General features: G+C 54.1%; 20 protein-coding genes. All 20 read right to left on the bottom strand.

Going from position 1 to position 19,531, the window contains the following annotated elements; all coding sequences use genetic code 11:
- Positions 1 to 62: 62 nt before the first annotated feature.
- The 20 genes from dapA to infB all read right to left on the bottom strand — a co-directional run bounded on the left by dapA (position 63) and on the right by infB (position 19,526).
- Positions 63 to 965, bottom strand: a complete 903-nt coding sequence (gene dapA, locus ACOJWD_RS05405; RefSeq protein ID WP_486992198.1) for a 4-hydroxy-tetrahydrodipicolinate synthase — start codon at positions 963 to 965, stop codon at positions 63 to 65.
- On the bottom strand, positions 962 to 2,197 hold the full coding sequence (dapG, locus tag ACOJWD_RS05400) for an aspartate kinase (RefSeq protein ID WP_486992197.1): 1,236 nt from the start codon (positions 2,195 to 2,197) through the stop codon (positions 962 to 964). The genes dapA and dapG overlap by 4 nt, the downstream gene beginning before the upstream one ends.
- Before the next feature lie 12 nt (positions 2,198 to 2,209).
- A complete protein-coding gene (locus tag ACOJWD_RS05395) occupies positions 2,210 to 3,214 on the bottom strand; it encodes an aspartate-semialdehyde dehydrogenase (RefSeq protein WP_486992196.1) in 1,005 nt (334 codons plus the stop codon).
- Between the two features lie 19 nt (positions 3,215 to 3,233).
- A complete protein-coding gene (locus tag ACOJWD_RS05390; protein WP_486992195.1) occupies positions 3,234 to 3,824 on the bottom strand; it encodes a dipicolinate synthase subunit B in 591 nt (196 codons plus the stop codon).
- Positions 3,769 to 4,662 carry a dipicolinate synthase subunit DpsA gene (locus ACOJWD_RS05385; protein WP_486992194.1) on the bottom strand — a complete coding sequence of 298 codons (894 nt, stop codon included), beginning with the start codon at positions 4,660 to 4,662 and terminating at the stop codon, positions 3,769 to 3,771. The genes ACOJWD_RS05390 and ACOJWD_RS05385 overlap by 56 nt, the downstream gene beginning before the upstream one ends.
- 162 nt (positions 4,663 to 4,824) lie before the next feature.
- Positions 4,825 to 5,304, bottom strand: coding sequence for a DUF1269 domain-containing protein (locus tag ACOJWD_RS05380; protein ID WP_486992193.1), 480 nt, complete (start codon positions 5,302 to 5,304; stop codon positions 4,825 to 4,827).
- A gap of 64 nt (positions 5,305 to 5,368) precedes the next feature.
- Complete coding sequence (locus tag ACOJWD_RS05375; protein WP_486992192.1) at positions 5,369 to 5,626, bottom strand: YlmC/YmxH family sporulation protein; 258 nt, start codon at positions 5,624 to 5,626, stop codon at positions 5,369 to 5,371.
- Positions 5,627 to 5,683: 57 nt separating this feature from the next.
- Positions 5,684 to 6,049: a dUTPase gene (locus tag ACOJWD_RS05370; protein WP_486992191.1), complete on the bottom strand. Its 366-nt coding sequence runs from the start codon at positions 6,047 to 6,049 to the stop codon at positions 5,684 to 5,686.
- A gap of 28 nt (positions 6,050 to 6,077) precedes the next feature.
- Complete coding sequence (locus ACOJWD_RS05365) at positions 6,078 to 7,283, bottom strand: M16 family metallopeptidase (protein WP_486992190.1); 1,206 nt, start codon at positions 7,281 to 7,283, stop codon at positions 6,078 to 6,080.
- 203 nt (positions 7,284 to 7,486) lie between these two features.
- Complete coding sequence (locus ACOJWD_RS05360) at positions 7,487 to 8,227, bottom strand: polysaccharide deacetylase family protein (RefSeq protein ID WP_486992189.1); 741 nt, start codon at positions 8,225 to 8,227, stop codon at positions 7,487 to 7,489.
- A gap of 41 nt (positions 8,228 to 8,268) precedes the next feature.
- Complete coding sequence (locus ACOJWD_RS05355; RefSeq protein WP_486992188.1) at positions 8,269 to 10,047, bottom strand: glycoside hydrolase family 15 protein; 1,779 nt, start codon at positions 10,045 to 10,047, stop codon at positions 8,269 to 8,271.
- A 31-nt stretch (positions 10,048 to 10,078) separates the two neighbouring features.
- Positions 10,079 to 10,909: a deoxyribonuclease IV gene (locus ACOJWD_RS05350; RefSeq protein WP_486992187.1), complete on the bottom strand. Its 831-nt coding sequence runs from the start codon at positions 10,907 to 10,909 to the stop codon at positions 10,079 to 10,081.
- Positions 10,909 to 13,116, bottom strand: a complete 2,208-nt coding sequence (gene pnp / locus ACOJWD_RS05345; protein WP_486992186.1) for a polyribonucleotide nucleotidyltransferase — start codon at positions 13,114 to 13,116, stop codon at positions 10,909 to 10,911. The genes ACOJWD_RS05350 and pnp overlap by 1 nt, the downstream gene beginning before the upstream one ends.
- A 70-nt stretch (positions 13,117 to 13,186) precedes the next feature.
- A complete protein-coding gene (rpsO, locus tag ACOJWD_RS05340) occupies positions 13,187 to 13,456 on the bottom strand; it encodes a 30S ribosomal protein S15 (protein WP_486992185.1) in 270 nt (89 codons plus the stop codon).
- A 27-nt stretch (positions 13,457 to 13,483) separates the two neighbouring features.
- Positions 13,484 to 13,684, bottom strand: a complete 201-nt coding sequence (locus ACOJWD_RS05335) for a hypothetical protein (RefSeq protein WP_486992184.1) — start codon at positions 13,682 to 13,684, stop codon at positions 13,484 to 13,486.
- 49 nt (positions 13,685 to 13,733) lie between these two features.
- A complete protein-coding gene (ribF, locus tag ACOJWD_RS05330; protein ID WP_486992183.1) occupies positions 13,734 to 14,675 on the bottom strand; it encodes a riboflavin biosynthesis protein RibF in 942 nt (313 codons plus the stop codon).
- Positions 14,668 to 15,567: a tRNA pseudouridine(55) synthase TruB gene (gene truB / locus ACOJWD_RS05325; protein ID WP_486992182.1), complete on the bottom strand. Its 900-nt coding sequence runs from the start codon at positions 15,565 to 15,567 to the stop codon at positions 14,668 to 14,670. The genes ribF and truB overlap by 8 nt, the downstream gene beginning before the upstream one ends.
- The gene (locus tag ACOJWD_RS05320; protein WP_486992181.1) at positions 15,555 to 16,526 is read right to left on the bottom strand and encodes a DHH family phosphoesterase; all 972 of its coding nucleotides are present in this window, start codon (positions 16,524 to 16,526) and stop codon (positions 15,555 to 15,557) included. The genes truB and ACOJWD_RS05320 overlap by 13 nt, the downstream gene beginning before the upstream one ends.
- Positions 16,516 to 16,875 (bottom strand): 30S ribosome-binding factor RbfA, encoded by a 360-nt coding sequence (rbfA, locus tag ACOJWD_RS05315; protein ID WP_486992180.1) that lies wholly within the window; start codon positions 16,873 to 16,875, stop codon positions 16,516 to 16,518. Before rbfA ends, ACOJWD_RS05320 begins: the two co-directional genes overlap by 11 nt.
- Before the next feature lie 8 nt (positions 16,876 to 16,883).
- Positions 16,884 to 19,526 carry a translation initiation factor IF-2 gene (infB, locus tag ACOJWD_RS05310; RefSeq protein ID WP_486992179.1) on the bottom strand — a complete coding sequence of 881 codons (2,643 nt, stop codon included), beginning with the start codon at positions 19,524 to 19,526 and terminating at the stop codon, positions 16,884 to 16,886.
- Between the last annotated feature and the right edge of the window lie 5 nt (positions 19,527 to 19,531).

The following is a 19,531-nucleotide window of genomic DNA, read 5'->3' as shown; positions in this document are numbered from 1 at the left end:
CCCTCCGAGCACTAAGTCATCACGAGCATTATACCTTAGCCACTCGACCAATGCAACGTCAACTAGGCCTTTTCGGCAGGCTCATGCCACGGCTCTATGGTATCATAAGCCCTTCGTACTGCCTCATAGTGTTCGTCGGGCGCCATGACGAGCGGCGGGCGAACACCGCCCACATCCCATCCTAAGGCATTGAGAAGCCATTTTAGGGGTACCGGATTGGAGTCGACAAAAAGCGCTTGCGCCAAAGGCCATAGGGCCTCGTGATACCGTAAGGCTTCTAATGTGTTTCCACTTTGATATAACTGCACCATCTCTGCCATTTGACGCGCCACCAGATGAGATGCCACTGACACCACACCCACGGCTCCCACTGCCAGACTGGGCAATAGTAGTCCGTCGTCGCCGCTATAGATCACCATCTCATCAGCTAAGAGTCGATGCATCTGAATCACGGAAAGAATAGACCCGGCCGCCTCTTTTACCGCGACCAGGTTGGGCGCCAAGCGGTGGGCACGCAGAACGGTGTCGGGCTGCACGCTGACACCGGTGCGACCAGGCACGTTATAGATCATGACCGGTTTCTCGGTATGCCGGGCGACTTCAACAAAGTGGTGAATCAGACCCTCTTGAGACGGTTTATTATAGTAGGGTGCCACAATCAGCAGGCCATCCGCTCCCCAACTGTCTGCCGCCTCAGTCCACTGAATGGTTTGGCGGGTGTCATTATGGCCTGTGCCGACCCATACTGGGACATCGTGGGGCAATGCGTGTTTGATCGCTCGAAAAACCTCTTCTCGTTCGGGTAACGATAGTGCGAAGGCTTCGCCGGTAGAGCCCCCAACAACGAAGCCGCCGGACCCTTGTCCCCACAAATGCAGGGCGAGTTCGGCGGCCTTTTGGGGAGCAATCTCTCCTTGGGCATCATACGGAGTCACTAAGGCGGTCATCACGGTGGGCCATCTCATGGCGACAATACCTCCCTTTCCAATCCAAACTGCTGGTGCAATGCGCGGACCGCTCGAGCCATATCCTTTTGATCCAACAACAGCGTAATGGTCGCGTGAGAATCTGCGGATTGTAGCACTTGTACGCCCTCACGCGACAATGCGGCCATGACACGCCCTACGACGCCCGGCAGTCCTTCGATCGCTGAACCAATCACTGACACCTTGGCGCGGTTATCATAAATGCAATGTGGGAATCCCAAGTCCTCTAGCGCCGTGACAACGCGCCCTCGAATCGGATCAGTGACACAAAAAAATACCCGTTCCGGGAAGAGATTAATAAGGTCAACAGATACCCCTCGCTCCCCCAGAGCTTCGAAGAGATGATAGGCCCAGTCCGCCTCGCCATTGTTGGGACATTCGACTTGGAATTGAATCATATTTTGTAGTTGGGTAATTCCGGTGACCGCATGATCCGGGTCACGATGTGCCCACGAGTCCAACATGCGACGTCCTGGGCCCACTAAGGTGCCTGGCGCCTCAGAAAATGTCGACCGAATCCGCACCGCCACAGAAAACTGCCGTGCCAATTCTACCGCCCGAGGATGAATGACGCGGGCTCCTAAATTGGCCAATTGGAACACCTCATGGTAATCCATTTGCCGAATGGTTCGGGCTTCTGGCACGATTCGGGGGTCGGCGGTTTTAATGCCATCCACATCGGTAAAGATTTCAACTACATCGGCCATCAATGCAGCACCTAGCGCGACCGCCGTGGTATCACTTCCTCCCCGTCCTAAGGTGGTCACCAATCCCCGCTCATCAACACCCTGAAATCCCGCTACCACAGGAATGTACCCCATCTCGACCGCCTGCTGTAGCTTCTCCGGATCAAGTTTTATAATTTGAGCGTCACCGTGGCGGTCATCGGTATAGATCCCTGCCTGGCCGCCGGTAAAGACTTGCGGAGAGAATCCCGCGCGACGCAAGTGTGACGATAATACGACGGCACTGATGATTTCGCCAGAGCTCACTAATAAGTCCAGTTCCTCCGCCGGAGGCTCCGGCATGCCTTCAAGTAATGCGAGTAAACTATCGGTTGCATAAGCATCCCCCTCGCGGCCCATCGCCGACACCACTACGACAGGCCGATACCCGTTCTCAAGCGCTCCTGCCACCCACTGCGTCACGAGCTCCCTCTGAGAGAAATCTCGCACGGAGGTGCCCCCAAATTTCTGCACAATCACCTTCATGGATGTTCCTCCTTAGAGCCGCCAGCGCCCTTTTATGGTTAACATAATATCAATGGCGTTTGTCGCTGCGCCGCGCCGCAGATTGTCGGCCACGACAAATAAGTTGACCGCTTGAGAGTGATACAAGTCCTGACGAATCCTACCTACCAGGACGTCATCTTGCCCTTCAGCCATCAGAGCGGTCGGTACCTGACCAGACTGAGGATCATCCACCAGCCTGACGGCAGGGGCCTCAGCGAGCGCCGTCCTTAATTGCTCCAAGCTGAAGGGTCGACGCGTCTCTAGGTACACCGATTCCGCATGACCTACATATATCGGTACCCTTACCGCGGTCGCGGTGACACGCACATCGTGGCCGAAAATTTTGGCCGTTTCACGAACTAACTTCCACTCTTCTCCGGTATAGTCACTCTCCAGAAAGACATCGCAATAGGGCAAGGTATTGTGTGCAATGGGCTCCGAATACACCTGAGGTGTGAGAGGTTGACCGTGCATCCGCTGTTCTGTTTGTGTGCGTAGTTCCTCGACCGCGTCACGACCCGTGCCGGACACCGCCTGATAGGTTGACACAATCACCCGCTCCACTCCAAATTCGCGCTCAATCGGGGCTAAGGCTATCACCAGCTGAATCGTAGAGCAGTTGGGACTCGCAATCAATAAGGCTTCGCCGATGTCATCCCCATTCACCTGTGGCACCACTAGTGGTACCCGCTTCTCCATCCGAAAGCGACTCGACTTATCAATCACCGTCACGCCAGAACTCATCGCGGTATCAACATAGGATTCACTGACCGCGTTACCCGCCGCAAAGAACGCCACGTCTACACGTCCCCAGTCCATCTCCGCGACCGGTTCTACCTTTAGGGTGTGCCCCTGAAAATTCACCGTTCGTCCGCTAGCTTCACTGGCCAGCGGCACTAAAACATCAACGATAATGCCCCTCTCCTGAAGCACCTCCATAATTTTTTGCCCTACCAGTCCCGTGGCTCCCACAATAGCTATACGAAATCCTCTCACACCGTCCACTCCTCAACCGTTATGGCCATGGTACAATCATCGGCTGCACCTGTTCCCCCGAAAGTGCCGCTTTGAGACTATCCACTGTTAGTTCCAAGTGAGCATCCAATGAACGCGGCTTGTGACGCGGGTCATCTTGCCCGAATGGCACAAAATAGATATTCCGACTGGATAACATGCGCCCCAAATTCATCGCATTCATCCCCAGCAGGTCATTGGACGTCACCGCCAATACCACGGGCCGGCCGTTGCGCAGCTGTGCCTTTACCGCCATGGTCACTGCGGAATCGTTAATGGCGTTCGCTAACTTGGCCAGTGTGTTACCTGTACATGGCATTACCAGTACCACATCAAACCAGTGTTGGGGACCGCTGGGTTCCACATCTGGAATTGATAATAACATGTCTTGATTACTGGCATCAGTGATTTGTTGGCGCCAATAACTGGGGCTGCCAAATCGCGTTTCAACGCTTAAAATCGAACGGGAAACAATCGGTGTGACTTGTGCGCCTTCGTCAACTAATTGTCGCAAAGTCACCACGGCTCGGCTTAAGTTACAGTGGGAGGCCGCCATGGCGACCCCAATACGGACGTTTGCCAGTCGATTCATCGTTCCACTCCTCCTCCAATAAAAGGCTTAAGGTGTCCCAAACAATTTCTGCGGCACGCCGCGGGGCCACCTTACCCGGTATACTTAGAATGTGCTGATATTTCGTTGCCACCTCAGCATCACTTTTTAGATCTGGCACCAATCCCCCAGGATTGGAGGCTAAATCAATCACCCAATAGGGCGTGCGTTCACGAAACCAGGTCTCGTCCAGTACCGGTGCGGGAATGGTATTAAACACGCCGTCCACCAAGGGTCTGGGCATAATCTCTAATGGGAGAGCCTGAAATCCTAGCGCCTGAGCCATAGCACGTTTTTCCGGCAACCGCTCAACGATGCTCACCACGCTGCCATAACGCGACAACCGATCCGCTAACACCAATCCCACTCGTCCAAACCCTAAGACCGCGACCGGCCGATTGAAAAGCGTGCTACCACTGAGTCCAATGGCCGACTTCATGGCGCCCTCAGCGGTAGGCACCGCATTAAGCCACATAAAGCTGGTTTCATGCCGATATTGAATGGTACGAATTTTACGTTCTGAGCACCAGGCAGTCACTGGATGGGCCACCAGCCCGGCGGCCACCAGTCCACCCGGGCCCATGCGATCCAAGAAGTCAGGCGTCAACTGCGCGACGCCGTTGAGTGTGGTCATCCGTCCCTCGGGATCGATTCCGGTCATCGGGCCAATAAGCACATCCGGTGCAGGATCTAGAGGTGCGAACACAGGAATGCCCGGCCACTTGATCCCCCATCCTCTCACCGCATAGCCACGATTTTGTAGCATTAGGCACAACTGAATATCGCGAGTGTCACCACCCGCTACCACAATATTGCGCATCCTTCCCACTCCCATCCTCACTCCGAGATATCATACGGAAGAGAACTCAGGAGGGTTCATACTGATAATTGAGAGGTGGTAAGGCCCCTCTAATGAAAGGCCAATACGCTATCAAACCGCGAAGAGAGCCCTTTACCAGAAAGGACTCTCTTCGTCGTTCAATTAGTGCACGTAAACATCGTGGGCCCCATGCTGCTCGAAGAGTTGTTTGGCCTTTTCTAGCTCTTCTGGATCGGTCTCCACCATGACCAGCACGTTGCCTTCCTTGACCCGACGTTCTAAGTGCTCACTTTCCTGCTTGGGTATACCATAGTCCATGAGACCACCCACTAATCCTCCCGCCGCTGCACCCGTAAGCGTCGCCGCTAATGGGCCCATGGCTAGAATGGGACCGATACCGGGAATCGCCAGGGCTCCAGCACTCGCTAAAAGGCCGACAGCACCGCCACCCGCGGCCCCCCATCCAATACCACTAGACAAGTCGTGGGTCCCATGACCTGTCGGGTGTCCCTTTTCGGTGTGACCGTCATGGCGGGCAATGACCGAAATCTTTTTGTCCGATACTCCGTGCTGCTCCAATGTGCGCACAACCTCATCCGCTGTGGAATGATCATTAAATGCTCCAACCACCGTTTTTGCCATCAGGCGCCTCCTTCTGGTTTGCGATGCGCTCATAGTGTGAAGGGAAGGAGCCTGGCTCAGTCATCTAATTTGTTCCGGACTTTGTAATTTTCGGTACCTCTGCCAAATCTACAATCATCACTTCAGGTCCCACTCGTCGGATCGCAGCCCAAGGAATCTCGAGGCGCTGCCCGCGATTGGTCCGCCCCTTTTGAGGCACAATAATGGCCTCGATGGCGCCGGTTTCCGGATTGATCAGCAAGTCACTATCTCCTAAACTTCCCAATCGCCCACCGTTGGTTAAATTTATGATATCCTTTGAGGCCAATTCACTCATTCGCATGAGAGGCGCCCTCCTTTGACAAGAGGATATGTCGTCCTCGGCCCCTTCAGACCCTTTTCATGGCCTTTTCTGCACCTCATAGCCCGAGCGTGGGGAAAGCCCTTGCTGACGTCGGAAATTTTCTTGGTTTTTCATCATGTAGCCTTGATAGAGTGTTTCCGCGTCCATGCCCGCATCCAGACACATACTCACAAAAAAGTGCAGCACATCGACCAGTTCTTCGTGCAATTTCGCTTCATCGACCGGTTCACTATTCTTCCACCATTTGAACCTCGCCTCTTCCACCGCTTCTCCCAGTTCTACCATCAAGGCAAGCGCTTCCTTCTGAATCCACTCCGACGCGGTTGCGTCGAGCCCACGCTCGGCCCGTAATTTCTCATTAAACGCGTGTTGTAAGTGAAATATTTCCTCCAGCCGATCCATCACTAGCTCCTCCCGATTCACGCCCAAACTACGGCAATTCAAATCCTGCAGGAACAGGCCCCGCGATCGCAAGCGCAACATTCTGCGGACGAATCCAGTCCGCTACCTGCTTTTGCACCCCGGCGATAGTGGTGTTCGCAAGCGACTCGTTGAATCCGCGTACCTGCGGTGCACAACGATCGTCCAGCGCATAACGCCCGAGACGCATCACACGGGCATCGGGCGTCTCTTGATTCATGACAAATAGCGTCTGTAGGTACATTACCGTTCGCGCGAGTTCATCAGACGACGGCCCGTGGGCCGCCAGATGCTCCATTTCCTCATAAAGAGCCCTCAACGCACGGTGCAATCGGGTGCTTTCCGTACCCAGGTAGGTCACCACATCGCCGGTATCCGTCTCCGCCGAATATTGGGTAGACACACTATACACGAGGCCCTCGTCTTCGCGCAGCCTCTGCCAGAGACGACTGGTATTTTGTCCCCCCAGGAGGCTCGCCGCCACGAGCGCGTCACCATACTCTGACTCATAACGACGGGGCGCAAGCCCTGCAAGTCCAAGCCGCACCTGTTCCCACTGATGATTCGCCAACTGCGTCTTAAGCCGTGTCTGCGGTGGCCGTCTTAGTCGGGGACCCTGTCCGTCTCCTGCATCAGCACCCCGAAATCCTGCTACCTCCTCCAAGAGGTCCTGGCAGGCCCCTCCGGAGACGGCAAAGACCACATTGGCGGGCTGATAATACTGTCGGTGAAATTCTTGTACCAACAACTCTGACATCGCGGTCAAGGAGTCGTGGCTGCCCAGGATGTCATGCACGTATTCGTCGCCTTCATATAGGGACTCAGTCAGTAACGTGTCCAGCACATCATCGGGATCATCGAGACTCTCGCGCATCTCTTCTTCCACAACACTTTTCTCTCGCGCCAAGTCAGAACCGCGCAGCCATGGCTGACTGACCAAGTCAGCCAACAATTGATAGGCATCGTGCGCCTTTTCATCCAATACCTTTGCATAAAAACAGGTGTAGTCGCGTGTCGTGAAAGCATTCACGTCACCGCCTAACGCATCCATTTGAGCTGCAATGGTGCGATTATCTCGCAATCCCGCCCCTTTGAACACGAGGTGCTCCAGCATATGAGCTATCCCCCACTGGGAAGGACGCTCATCTCGGCTCCCCACGTTCACAAAAAACGCCAATGCGGTGGTCCCTACTGACGGAATATCGTCGGAAGCCACTCTTAGGCCCGAAGGTAATGTACTTAGGAAATTAATAAGATGTCCTACCTTTCTTCCCTACACACCGCCCGGGTCGAAAAACCTCATCTGGGGCTCATGCTCACGGGAGTGTAGAGTATCCGTCTCAAAGAAACGCTGATAGCCGTCACTTGCTATGCCACGCGTGTCTCATTGTACTTTATCATAGCAACCCTAGGAGCGGCTTACGAGTCCGTACGAGGAATTCCCATAGAGAGCAATCGACTCACAGTCACCAACCGGTACCCCCGTGCCTTTAAGCCCGCGATAATACGTGGTAACGCCAGCACCGTCCGGCTGGTGGGATGCATTAATACAATTCCCCCAGGAATCGCCTTATTCAGCACTTTATTCACCATATAGGCAACCGAAGACGATGGTCTCCAGTCAATGGTGTCGATGGTCCACATCACAAGTGTCATATGCACATCACCGGCCGCCTGCAAGACCGTCTGATTAAACTCACCATAGGGTGGCGCATACACGGTCGGATCCACTCCCACAATCTCGTGCAGTTCGTGATTGGTTTTCGCAATATCGTCAACATTTTCAGCATAGGATAACTGATTAGGATGCCGATGGTTCCATCCATGATTACCCAATTCATCGCCGTCTTGATGCATTTCTCTGACCAACATCGGATGAGACCGCGCCCAAGCTCCTCCGATCATGAGGGTAGCCGACACGTGCTCCCGACGGAGTGTGGCGAGCAATTGGGGCACATATTCTGTCCCCCACACCACGTTAATCGTCAGTGCCATCACCTTTTGCTGCATTTCCACGCGATAGACCGGGATGGGCACAAGGGACCTCTGCGTGGCGCGGGCGGTGTGCGGATTAATTAGCCAAACCGCCAGCAACAGGATCACCACCAACCCCAACAGTCGGGCCAGTGGCGTGCGCAAAGAAATGACTCGAAAATGCATGCTTATCCCTCCTTCCTTGTCCTATGAGGTTTCTCTAGACCTTAGAACGCGCAAGGAAGTCCCTCTCCTTTGATGCAACGCTCCCGCTCCAGCAGGGTGGTGACACAGGCGGCATGAGTAAACAACTGCGGAAAGTTTCCTCGGGGCTGGCCGGTGAGCGGATTAACATGTTCGGAGAAGAGTTTGAGGTCCGTACTAAACGACAACTGCTGAAGAATAATTTGATCGGCACGGTCCAATTTCCCCATCCGAAGGTAAATTCGAGCGAGCCAAAACCCCACCATGGGAAAGGGGTACTGCGCTGGGCCCATACTATCTGACGGATATCTCCACACCGCTTCATGACGCACTAAGTCGCGTTCAATCGCGTCCAAGGTATTCTGAAAGGTCTCGTCGTACACCGAAACAAAGCCATATAAAGGAAGCGTCAGTAGTGCCGCATCGGTCTGGAGGTTCTCACGTGATTGGCCAAACCGCTTTTCTGGTGTGCTCATGAAGGTGTTTCGGAGCACCGATCGTTGAACCGTTTGCACCTCATCCCAAATTCGGGCCAACCGCTCATCGCCCATCACCTCACGCGCCAGTTCCGCTCCACACTTCACCGCCACCCACACTAACACTTGTGAGTGAGTGTAGGACTGCTCCGCATCTCGGAATTCCCATAAGGACGCATCTTTCTGTTGGGTCGCATAGCGAGACACCCACTGCACCATGGGTTCGATGGCCCACCAATAGTCTTGCACAAAGCGGCGATCGCCCGTCATACGCCAATAGCGAAAGATCACCCACAAGACATCTCCCTCAAGATCCAGTTGCATCTGCTGACTCGCCGCATTCCCCACACGTACGGGACGACTTCCTTGGAACCCCGCCATCCACCCTAAAGATCGCTCGCTCATTCCCATGGTGCCATCCACCCTCACAAAGGGATGAGGAAACGGCTTCTCTACCAAATCAGCAACATTCAGCGCAAACTCCAAATATTGCCGGCATGCCTCGGCATCCCCGGCTAATAGCAAGGCCTCCGCTGCATAGGCACCATCTCGTATCCACACGTAGCGATAATCCCATTGCCGTTCGGCACCGATTACCTCTGGTAAGGATGTCGTAGCGGCCGCAATCATGGCTCCACTAGTACGGTAGGTCAAACCACGCAACACTAAGAGGCTTTGTTTCACCCAGTCCGATCCCCACCCATCATACGAGAGGGAAGCATTACGCCAGTACCGTTCCGTGACCTGTTCTACGCGTTCCCCATTCTCTAATGGTCTTTGTAGTAAGGCGATATCCTCACGAAGAGACTCCGCATAGCGGAGCACAATATCTACACGGCCCGGACCAATTTCCCAGGTATCACGGTGCGATGACTTCTTAAGAGGTCCCCGGATGTGAAGAGAAAGCCCCTCTGCTCCCCCCGGATGATAATAAATCGCCCCATCATTCAACATCTCATAGGCAGCGCGAGCATACCCAAACCCAAAGGTTGGACGACACACTAGATCAAGCGGGATGGTGGTGTCAATACGCCGCCAATACCCGCTGTGTCCGATAGGAAGAAAGTCACAGATCCTTGCGGTGCCCTCCCCCGTCTCTAAAATTGTTTCAAGAATTAAGGTTCCGGGCCGATAGTACTGACGGGAAGACTGCAAGGATTTTTGGGGAAGCGTGCTGAGATATCCTCCCTGTTCCTCGTCCAAAAGGCGACAAAAGATAGCATCACTATCAAAGCGAGGCAGCGGTAGCCACTCCACGACCGCAAGCGGGGATATTAAGGCCGAGGTATAACGATTAGATAGAAACCCATAAAATGGCTGACTCATCGGGCTATCGCCTCACGTCACAGAGATTAGCCTACGTCCGTGAGAACGCTTTAAGGATCTCGAGGTCACCGGCCCTGTCACCGACAGTCCGCCCTGGAGTTTCCAACACCAAGGGGCATTCTCGAGCCTCGGCCCATTGCACCAGACGTCTTAGCGCACATTCCGTCATTGAACCACTTAAAAGATGCGCATGTTGGTCACGATGGGATCCCACCGGATGTAGGCTATCATTCAAATGTATGCCAACAACGCGCTCTAAGCCTATTTTTTCATCAATTTGCCCGAGCAAGGATTCCACATCCGCTGGCCGGCTCAACGCATGCCCGGCAGCCATGACATGCGCCGTATCGAGCATCAATCCGACCCGCCGAGTTTGACCAATTCGACGAAATAGTTCCGCCAGTTCATCCCACGTGTCACCGATTTCGCGGCCTTGCCCCGCGGTATTTTCCACTAAAACTCTCCCGGGTGCCTGCAACATGGTAGTCAGTGTACCTACAAACACCTCAAGCGCGGTGTGACGATCACTGCCCCGCGACCAGTGGCCGGGATGCAAGACCACGTACCCGGCGCCCAGAATTTTAGCGCGCCGCATTTCTTCTTTGAGCGCCTGACGAGCTCGTTGCTGTTTTTCGATTTCTGCGGCTGCCGGATTCACAAAGTAGGGCGCATGCACGATCAAAAGACCAATGCGAGATTTCTCCAACATGGGCCGTAAACTTCCTGCTGTAGGTAACGGGGTGGACTGGCCACCAACCGGATTGCGGCTAAACACCTGTAAACACTGAAGGCCGGCATGGCCGGCCTCCCGAATGACAGTCTCATACCCTAGAGCGACAGATACCTGACAGCCTATCCGCATTAATGTGAATCGCGCCGTGGACCAGGGCCGCTCCTTCTCGGCGGTCGCGAGTTCTGTCCATGGTCATTACGCACAGGACGCCCCTCCTCTACCGCTGCATCCAGTCCTTCGGGCCGTGGCAACAGCTCCTTATGCGACAGATTCACGCGCCCCATATTGTCAATCTCCACGACCTTGACCTTCAATTCGTCACCAACTTGCACCACATCTTCGACTTTCCCTACCCGTTGATGGGAGAGTTGCGAAATATGCACCAGCCCTTCGCGACCCGGTAAAATTTCTACAAATGCCCCGAAATTCATAATCCGCGTCACATGTCCTTCATAGATCTGACCCACTTCAATCGTTCGAGTCAGATCTTCAATCATTGCTACCGCCCGCTCGCCTGCCTCTTCATTAATAGACGCGATATAGATGGTGCCATCTTCTTGGATATCGATGTCTACCTTTTTATCGCCGACTTTGGTAGCATCAATGATCTTGTTAATCGTCTTCCCCCCGGGTCCGATCACCTCGCGAATTTTATCGGGGTGAATATGAATCGTAAAAATTCTAGGGGCGTGGGGCGACATGGTCGCGCGCGCATTCGGCATTACCTCAAGCATACGGCCTAAAATATACAATCGCGCCTCTCGCGCCTGGCTTAATGCCTGCTCCAAAATCGCTCGGTCTAAGCCCTTGATCTTAATGTCCATCTGGATTGCGGTGATGCCACTGTCCGTCCCTGCTACCTTGAAATCCATATCGCCAAGAAAGTCCTCAAGTCCTTGAATATCGGTCAAAATCGCATAACCCGCGTCATCTTTGACTAAACCCATAGCAATACCCGCCACCGGCGCTTTGATGGGCACTCCGCCGTCCATCAATGCGAGTGTACTACCACACACCGAGGCCATCGAACTGGATCCATTCGACTCTAAAATATCCGATACCAATCGCAACGCGTATGGAAATTCAGATTCGGAGGGAATAACCGGTTCTAGCGCTCGTTCAGCCAACGCGCCATGACCGATAGCGCGTCGATTGGGACCACGCATCGGGCCTGATTCTCCGGTGGCAAAGGGAGGAAAATTATAGTGATGAATGTACCGTTTGGATTCTTCAGCACCAATCCCATCCAGCATTTGCTGGTCCGAGAGGGGTCCTAGGGTCATTGCCGTGAGGGCTTGAGTTTGTCCACGGGTAAAAAGTCCAGTACCATGAACCCGCGGCAGTACCCCTACTTCAATATGGAGTGGCCGTACTTCACTAAATGCCCGTCCGTCGGGACGAATCTTGTCGTGAATGATAGCATGGCGCACCACCTTCTTCAACAGTTTCTTGAGAACAGCCGAAATAAGGTCACCCTCTTCGGGAAACTCCTCCTGGAGGATGAGCGTGACATCTGCATTCACGGCATCAATTTGATCTTCCCGAGCCGCCTTATCGGCCGACCGCATCGCCTCGGTCAATCGTTCTTCCGCTAATTGCGCGGCTCGTTGAACTAACTTTTCAGAGGCAATGTGCAGAGAAAATGCCCGCTTGCTCTTGCCGGCTTCCTCCTGAAACTCGCGGATTCCTTCGATAATCCGGCGAATCTCTTCATGCCCAAATAGGATGGCGTTCAACATTTCTTCCTCTGAAATAATGGATGCGCCCGCCTCGATCATTAAAATGGCATCGTAAGTCCCTGCAATCATTAACTTCAATCGACTGGCATGGGCCTCTCCGGTGTTAGGATTAATCACAAAGCGACCATCCACCATTCCCACTTCTACCGCACCGATCGGCCCTTCAAACGGAATATCGCTGATGCTCAAAGCCGCCGAAGCCCCTATCATCCCACAGATTTCGGGAGAAAAGTCGTGGTCCACCGACAGCACACTCGCCACAACATGCACATCATTACGAAATCCCTCCGGAAAAAGTGGGCGAATCGGCCGATCCGTCAGCCGTGCCGCAAGAATGGCTTTTTCGCTGGGACGGCCTTCGCGTTTAATATATCCGCCCGGAATTTTTCCTACCGAATACATGCGTTCTTCGAAATCAACGGTCAGCGGGAAAAAATCAATACCGAGGCGTGGTGCCTTTGAGGCCACAGCCGTCACTAGCACCGCCGTGTCCCCATATTTTACTAGCACTGCGCCATTGGCTTGCCGCGCCATCCGCCCTGTCTCTAGCGTCATAACGCGCCCACCAACTAAAATTTGCTTACTGTGAATCTCCATATGTTCCTCCTGCCTTACCTCATAACGCTCGTTTATGTCAGCATGAACAAAAGAGCGGGAAATTCCCGCTCTATCGACGTAAACCTAGCCGCTTTATCACGGTGTGATACCGCTCATTATCTTTTCCTTTTAGATAATTAAGCAATGCGCGGCGATGCCCTACCATCTTTAACAACCCTCTACGGGAGTGATGGTCCTTTTTGTGTTGTTTCAGGTGCTCAGTCAGTTCTGCAATACGCTCCGTTAAAAGCGCAATTTGAACCTCTGGCGACCCCGTGTCCGATTCATGCAGCCGATAAGCCGCAATGACGGCCTGCTTCTTGTCCTCTTCCAAGGCCATCGCAATACCTCCCTTCTCCCAAAAGCCTTAATGTACCTGGATAGAGACCACTTCGTCCTCTTCAGCCAGGAGTGATAATAGGGCGTCTTGGTAGGCCTGAGCTGCAGGTTGTGCCACCCCAGCCCGTCGATACAGCTCTTCTAACTCACGCTGTAAGCGTTTAAATTGCCCCGTGACGCAAATGGTTGAAACCTTTGTCACCATTGCACGCCATGTGTCGGAATGCACAAATACGCCCCCAATCCAAAGACACTTTATTTTATCACAGAGGATTTTCCTAAGGCAAGTCACGACCTATGTTGTCCGCCTCGAGCAGCTCTTGAGCCTCGTCAATATCTCGGCGGATTTGCGCCACCAGTGCCGTAGCACTCTCAAACTGCCGCTCGTCCCGGAGATGATAGAGGATGTCAAAGCGAACGTCCTTGCCGTAATGGGTTCCCAACAGTGGTTCCAACGCATGGATCTCCAGCACTGGATCGACACCGCCAAATGTTGGGCGCACTCCCCAATTAGCTACACCTCGTAGTTGGTGCCCATCAATGCTTAGCCACCCGGCATAGACCCCATAAGGTGGCATCATTTGCTCTCGTGGGGGTATCACATTTAAGGTCGGCACGTCTTGCGCACGGCCTCGTTGCTCGCCCAACACCACAAATGATTGCACCGAAAAGGGATGCCCCAGCAAGGTGCGCGCCAGTGCCACGTCACCTCGGTTAATATACTCGCGGATAAGGGAGCTTGATACTGTCACTCCTGCGTTCGGATCAACATAGGGGGGGACCACCATCACCTCCACCGCGTTTTCCTTTCCCCACGCAGTCAACAGGTCCACGTTGCCCAATCCGCTTTTACCAAAAGAAAAATTGTAGCCAACCACAATACAGGATGCACGCATGCGCTCCAAGAGTATTCGCTGAAGAAAGTCTCTGGCGTCAAGGGCAGCAAACTCCTTAGTAAACGGCTCGGTCACAATCCGGTCGATTCCGGACTGTAACAAATACAGTTCCTTGACGTTTGAGGGAGTAATGAGAAACCGTTCTCGTGGCCCACGTAGCACAAATCCTGGATGGGGTTCAAAGGTAAGAACTACGCTTTCCTCACCCGCTGCGTCGGCTCGCTGACACGCCTTATGGAGCAGTGCTTGATGTCCTCGATGTACTCCATCAAAGTTGCCTATCGTCACCACCGCATGCGTGTGGCTATCGCTCCCTTTATGCATCCCTCGGAGCCTCCTCTTTACCCAGTACTAATCGATACCGCCACGGCCTTCCCTCGACAATGGCTAATAAGGCTCCGCCATAAGAAAGCGCCATCACCCCTTCTTCCCAGGACACCCCTTCAAAGAGACGCCTATCCCCATGGGTAATTAGGCGCGCCTGGTCATGGTCCACCCGCACTTCCGGAACCCCCAGGCACTCTTTCCACGAAAAGAGCGCAGTACGCCAGTCGCTCAAGTCCTCCAATCTGTCTAAAGAAATGGCCTGTTGAACAGAAAACGCGCCGACTTGGCGTCGCTCTAATCCTCCGAGGTGCATAGCCAATCCGATGATAAAACCCAAGTCACGGACTAGAGCACGAATATACGTGCCCCGGCCCACACTCACATCAAAGAAGAACCCCTCACGTCGCACCACAAACTGGTCCAGTGAATAAATCTGCCGACGACGAGGTTCCGGCCATACCACTTGGCCCTGGCGCGCCGCGGCATAGTGCCTCACCCCCTGATGCTTTATCGCAGAGACCTGGGGGGGCGTTTGCCATATATCGCCCACTAAAAATCGGCTGGCGTGATGAAGTTCGCTCAAGGAGGGCACGTACCCCGATGACCGGGCCACGATCCGCCCATCGCGGTCGCCCGAGTGTGTCATGCTTCCGACCACTACTTCTGCGCGATAAATTTTAGGCGTCAAGCGACAATAGTCTAGTAGTCGTGTATAGCGTCCAATCGCAATCGGCAGAACGCCACGAGCCTCCGGGTCCAGTGTGCCAGCGTGGCCCACTTGCTTTATTCCAATCAATTTCCGAACTCGCGCGACCGCTGCAAACGACGTCATACCTTCTGGCTTATACAAGTTAATAAATCCATCACCAATGGGCTTCACGACTTCCACGCCACCGCCTCCACTACTGCCTCGCGCACCTGGTGAAGCGTACCCGAAACTTGCGCAGCCGCAGCGTACGCATGGCCGCCACCCCCAAATGCTTGCGCCATGACCGCCACATCACAACCTCGCTTACCCCTCCAACTAACCTTCATCTGATTATGCTGGTCGGTCTCTTTCACCAATATGGCAATCCTCACGGAGTCAATAGTTAAAAAGTGGTGCACAATCATGTCGACCGCCGCATCGTCAACGCCGAATCGACTCATGTGACTCCGGGACACTTCCAAGGCCATCACTCGCCCCGATGCTAATAATTCCGCCGTGCTGAGGGCCCATCCAAGAAACCGCAACTCTTCAACGGGCCGCATGTCCCAAATTTGCCGGTTGACTTCCCCTACGTCAATTCCCGTCGTTAACAGCCACTCCGCCACAGCTAAGGTGTGACGACTAGTATTCACTTGTCGAAACGACAACGTATCAGTACTAATAGCCGTGTAAAGGGCAACCGCTTGGTCAGGTGACAGTTCCCATTGCGCGTAACGAATCAAGTCCGCGATCATTTCTCCGGTTGAACTCTTGGTGCTGTCCACCCAATTGATGGTGCCAAAGTGAGGATTATTTTGGTGATGATCAATATTAATGATCGGTATCGGCTGCGACCAAAACCCTTCGGGAGCCCCCAGTCGATGACGGTTTCCGCAATCGACTGCGATAAATAAATCGCCGTCCTCACGGCGCACTGTATCAAAGGTCTCCCACAAGGAGCTTCCCGGCAAAAACGCCAAACGCTCCGGAAGAGGATCACGCGACACCATGCGCACGTTCCTCCCCAGAGCCTGAATCCCTAATGTTAATGCTAGCGCGGAACCTGCGGTATCGCCGTCCGGCGCGACATGCATGCCTACTATAATGGCATCAGCAGACAAAATCGCCGACAATATATCATCTTTCGGATTAGGGCTCATCGTTCCCATCCTTCGGTAGCGACCGAATTAAATCTTGGATGTGCATACTTTGTGCAATCCCCACGTCTTCGCGAAAGATGAGTTCCGGAGCCTGCCGAAGCGCCAACCGCCGGCCCACCTCTCCCCTGAGATAGGCGGCGGCGCTCTTCAGCCCAGCTAAACTGGCAGAGCGTTGCTCACTTGTTCCCATAACACTGACATAAGCACGCGCTTGACTCAAGTCGCGCGTGACTTCAACCCGAGTAATGCTCACAAATCCTATTCGTGGATCCTTCACATCTGTCAGCAACATCTGCCCCAACTCGCGCTGCATCAAGAGTCCGATCCGCTCTGCACGTGACTGGTTCATAGCCCCCCCTAGCTGGCCTTGACCTCTTCCTGCGTAAAGACCTCAAAAATATCGCCAACTTTGATGTCGTTGAATTTCTCGAGGCCAATGCCACATTCATAGCCACTAGCCACTTCTCGTACATCATCTTTAAAGCGTTTAAGCGATGCAATACCGCCTTCGTGAATCACTATCCCTTCTCGCACCACCCGTACCTGGCCTGACCGCAAAACCTTCCCTTCGGTCACGTAACAACCACCGACCGCCCCCACTTTCGGCACGCGAAACACCTCGCGTACTTCAGCCCGTCCCAAAAACATCTCTTGAAACTTCGGCGTCAGCATTCCCGACAGGGCTTGCTTTACATCGTCCAGTACCTCGTAGATGATGCGATACTGCCGCACATCCACATGCTCTCGTTCCGCCAATTGACGAGCCTTAGACTCGATGCTCACTCCAAAACCCACAATAATGGCTCCTGACGCTTGGGCTAACATGACGTCTGATTCGGTCACTGAACCCACACCGGTGTGCAGAACTCTCACGCGAACCTCTTCGTTCGATAGCTTGGCCACAGACTGTGCCAAGGCTTCAGCCGAACCATGCACATCCGCCTTAATGACAAGATTTAGATCACGCATGGCCTCGTCCTTCAGACGTTGATAAAACTCATCCAGTGACACGCCTCGATTACCCGCTTCCGAGGACAACCGACTACGACTTGCGCGCGCATCAGCAATGCTCTTAGCCTGTCGCTCATCCTCCATAATCACGAAGTCATCACCGGCTTCAGGCAACTGATTAAATCCCAGTACTTCGACTGGCATTGATGGTCCAACGGCCTTTACCCGCTCTCCTCGATCATTCACAAGAGCGCGCACTCGACCATATACTGCCCCAGAGAGGAATACATCGCCCACTTGCAACGTTCCCCGTTTCACCAATACCGTGGCAACTGGCCCACGACCCCGATCCAACTGCGCTTCAATGATCGTCCCTGACGCCGACCGCTTGGGATTGGCCGTAAGCTCCATAATATCTGCTTGCAGCAGTACCGATTCCAACAATTGGTCGAGACCTTCGCCGGTTCGTGCCGACACCGGAACCATGATGGTGTCTCCACCCCACTCCTCCGATATCACCCCGTGCTCGGTTAAGTCGGTGCGTACGCGGTCCGGATTCGCTTCAGGTAAGTCAATTTTATTAATCGCGACCACAATCGGCACATTCGCCGCTTTGGCATGATTAATCGCTTCGATGGTTTGAGGCATCACGCCGTCATTTGCCGCTACCACTAATATCGCAATATCCGTCACTTCAGCCCCTCGGGCTCTCATCGCGGTAAAGGCTTCATGGCCCGGAGTGTCCAAAAACACAATGGGGCGGCCCTGCCAATCAATCACTGATGCCCCAATATGCTGCGTAATCCCTCCCGCCTCACTGGCTGTGACGCGCGACGAACGAATTTTGTCGAGTAGCGACGTTTTCCCATGGTCGACATGCCCCATGACTGTCACCACCGGGGGACGACTCACCAGTTCCGACTGCTGGTCCTCTTCGCCCTGAATCAAGATTTCTTCTCGCTCCTGAATCGAGGCGCGTTCTTCAACCTCTGCGCCCATTTCGGTGGCGATAATAACTGCGGTTTCTTTATCAATCTCGTGATTGACCCCTACCATGACCCCGAGATTAATCAAGTGCTTAATTAAATCCGTCGCTTTCGCACCCAATTGCTCTGCGAGGTCCTTAACAATAATGGGACCACTAATCACCACTCGGCGTTGCACCGGCGGGATATTGGACTCCTGACGGGATGATTGGCTGCGATGATTCTTCTTACGGCGGTTGCCAAAGTGATCATCATCCAGCCAGTTCTTATTACCCTTTCGGTCGTCAAAACTGTTTGTGCGTCGGTCGCGATTGGGGCCGGCACTCCGACGATTTTGGTCCTTCCCAGGTCGATTGGCATTGGATGCCGCCGGCGGAACTGTTGGCCTGCCCGGCGTCTGCGGCCGTGGAGCTCCGCCCGGTCGCGGTGGTCCTCCAGGTCGCGGGGCTCCGCCCGGTCGCGGGGCTCCACCTGGCCGTGGGGCTCCACCTGGTCGTGGGGCACCTCCAGGACGCGGTGGCGCTCCCGTGGAACGCGCGTCAGGGTTTGGCCGTCCGCCAGTTCCAGAACTGCCTTGATACCGACTCGGCCCATTAGAACCACGATTGTATGACGGATTCGCATTTCCTGCCGGACGATTACCATTGTAGGGACGCGAATCAGAGCGTTCACTTGGGCGAGGGGGACCGCTTGGGCGAGTCATGGGAGGTCGCTCTTGGTGAACCGCCGGACGGCTTTCGGTGGTGGTCGCTACGCTTTTCGGTTTGGGTGCTGCGGGCGGAGCGCTCGGTGCCACCGGACCCGGCGTGGGAGTCGACACCGGCGTCGCGTCCATTTTGGGTTCGGGCGGCAGTTTTCCCTCCATGATGTCGCGAACCGTCTTGACCGCCTCCGGCTCCACGGTACTCATGTGGTTTTTGATGTTTTCCACCTTGAGACGATGTAGAAGATCGATTAGCCGTCGGCTGTCTAACTTCAGCTCCTTGGCTAGCTCGTACACCCTCACTTTGTCCTTGTCTTTTTCTGTCAAGAATAATCCCCCCTGAGCTTTTTCGCATCTCATCCAAG

This window comes from Sulfobacillus sp. TH-112 (assembly GCF_057473405.1).
Note: the sequence above shows the minus strand (reverse complement) of the source record. Positions and strands in the feature narration are given on the sequence as shown.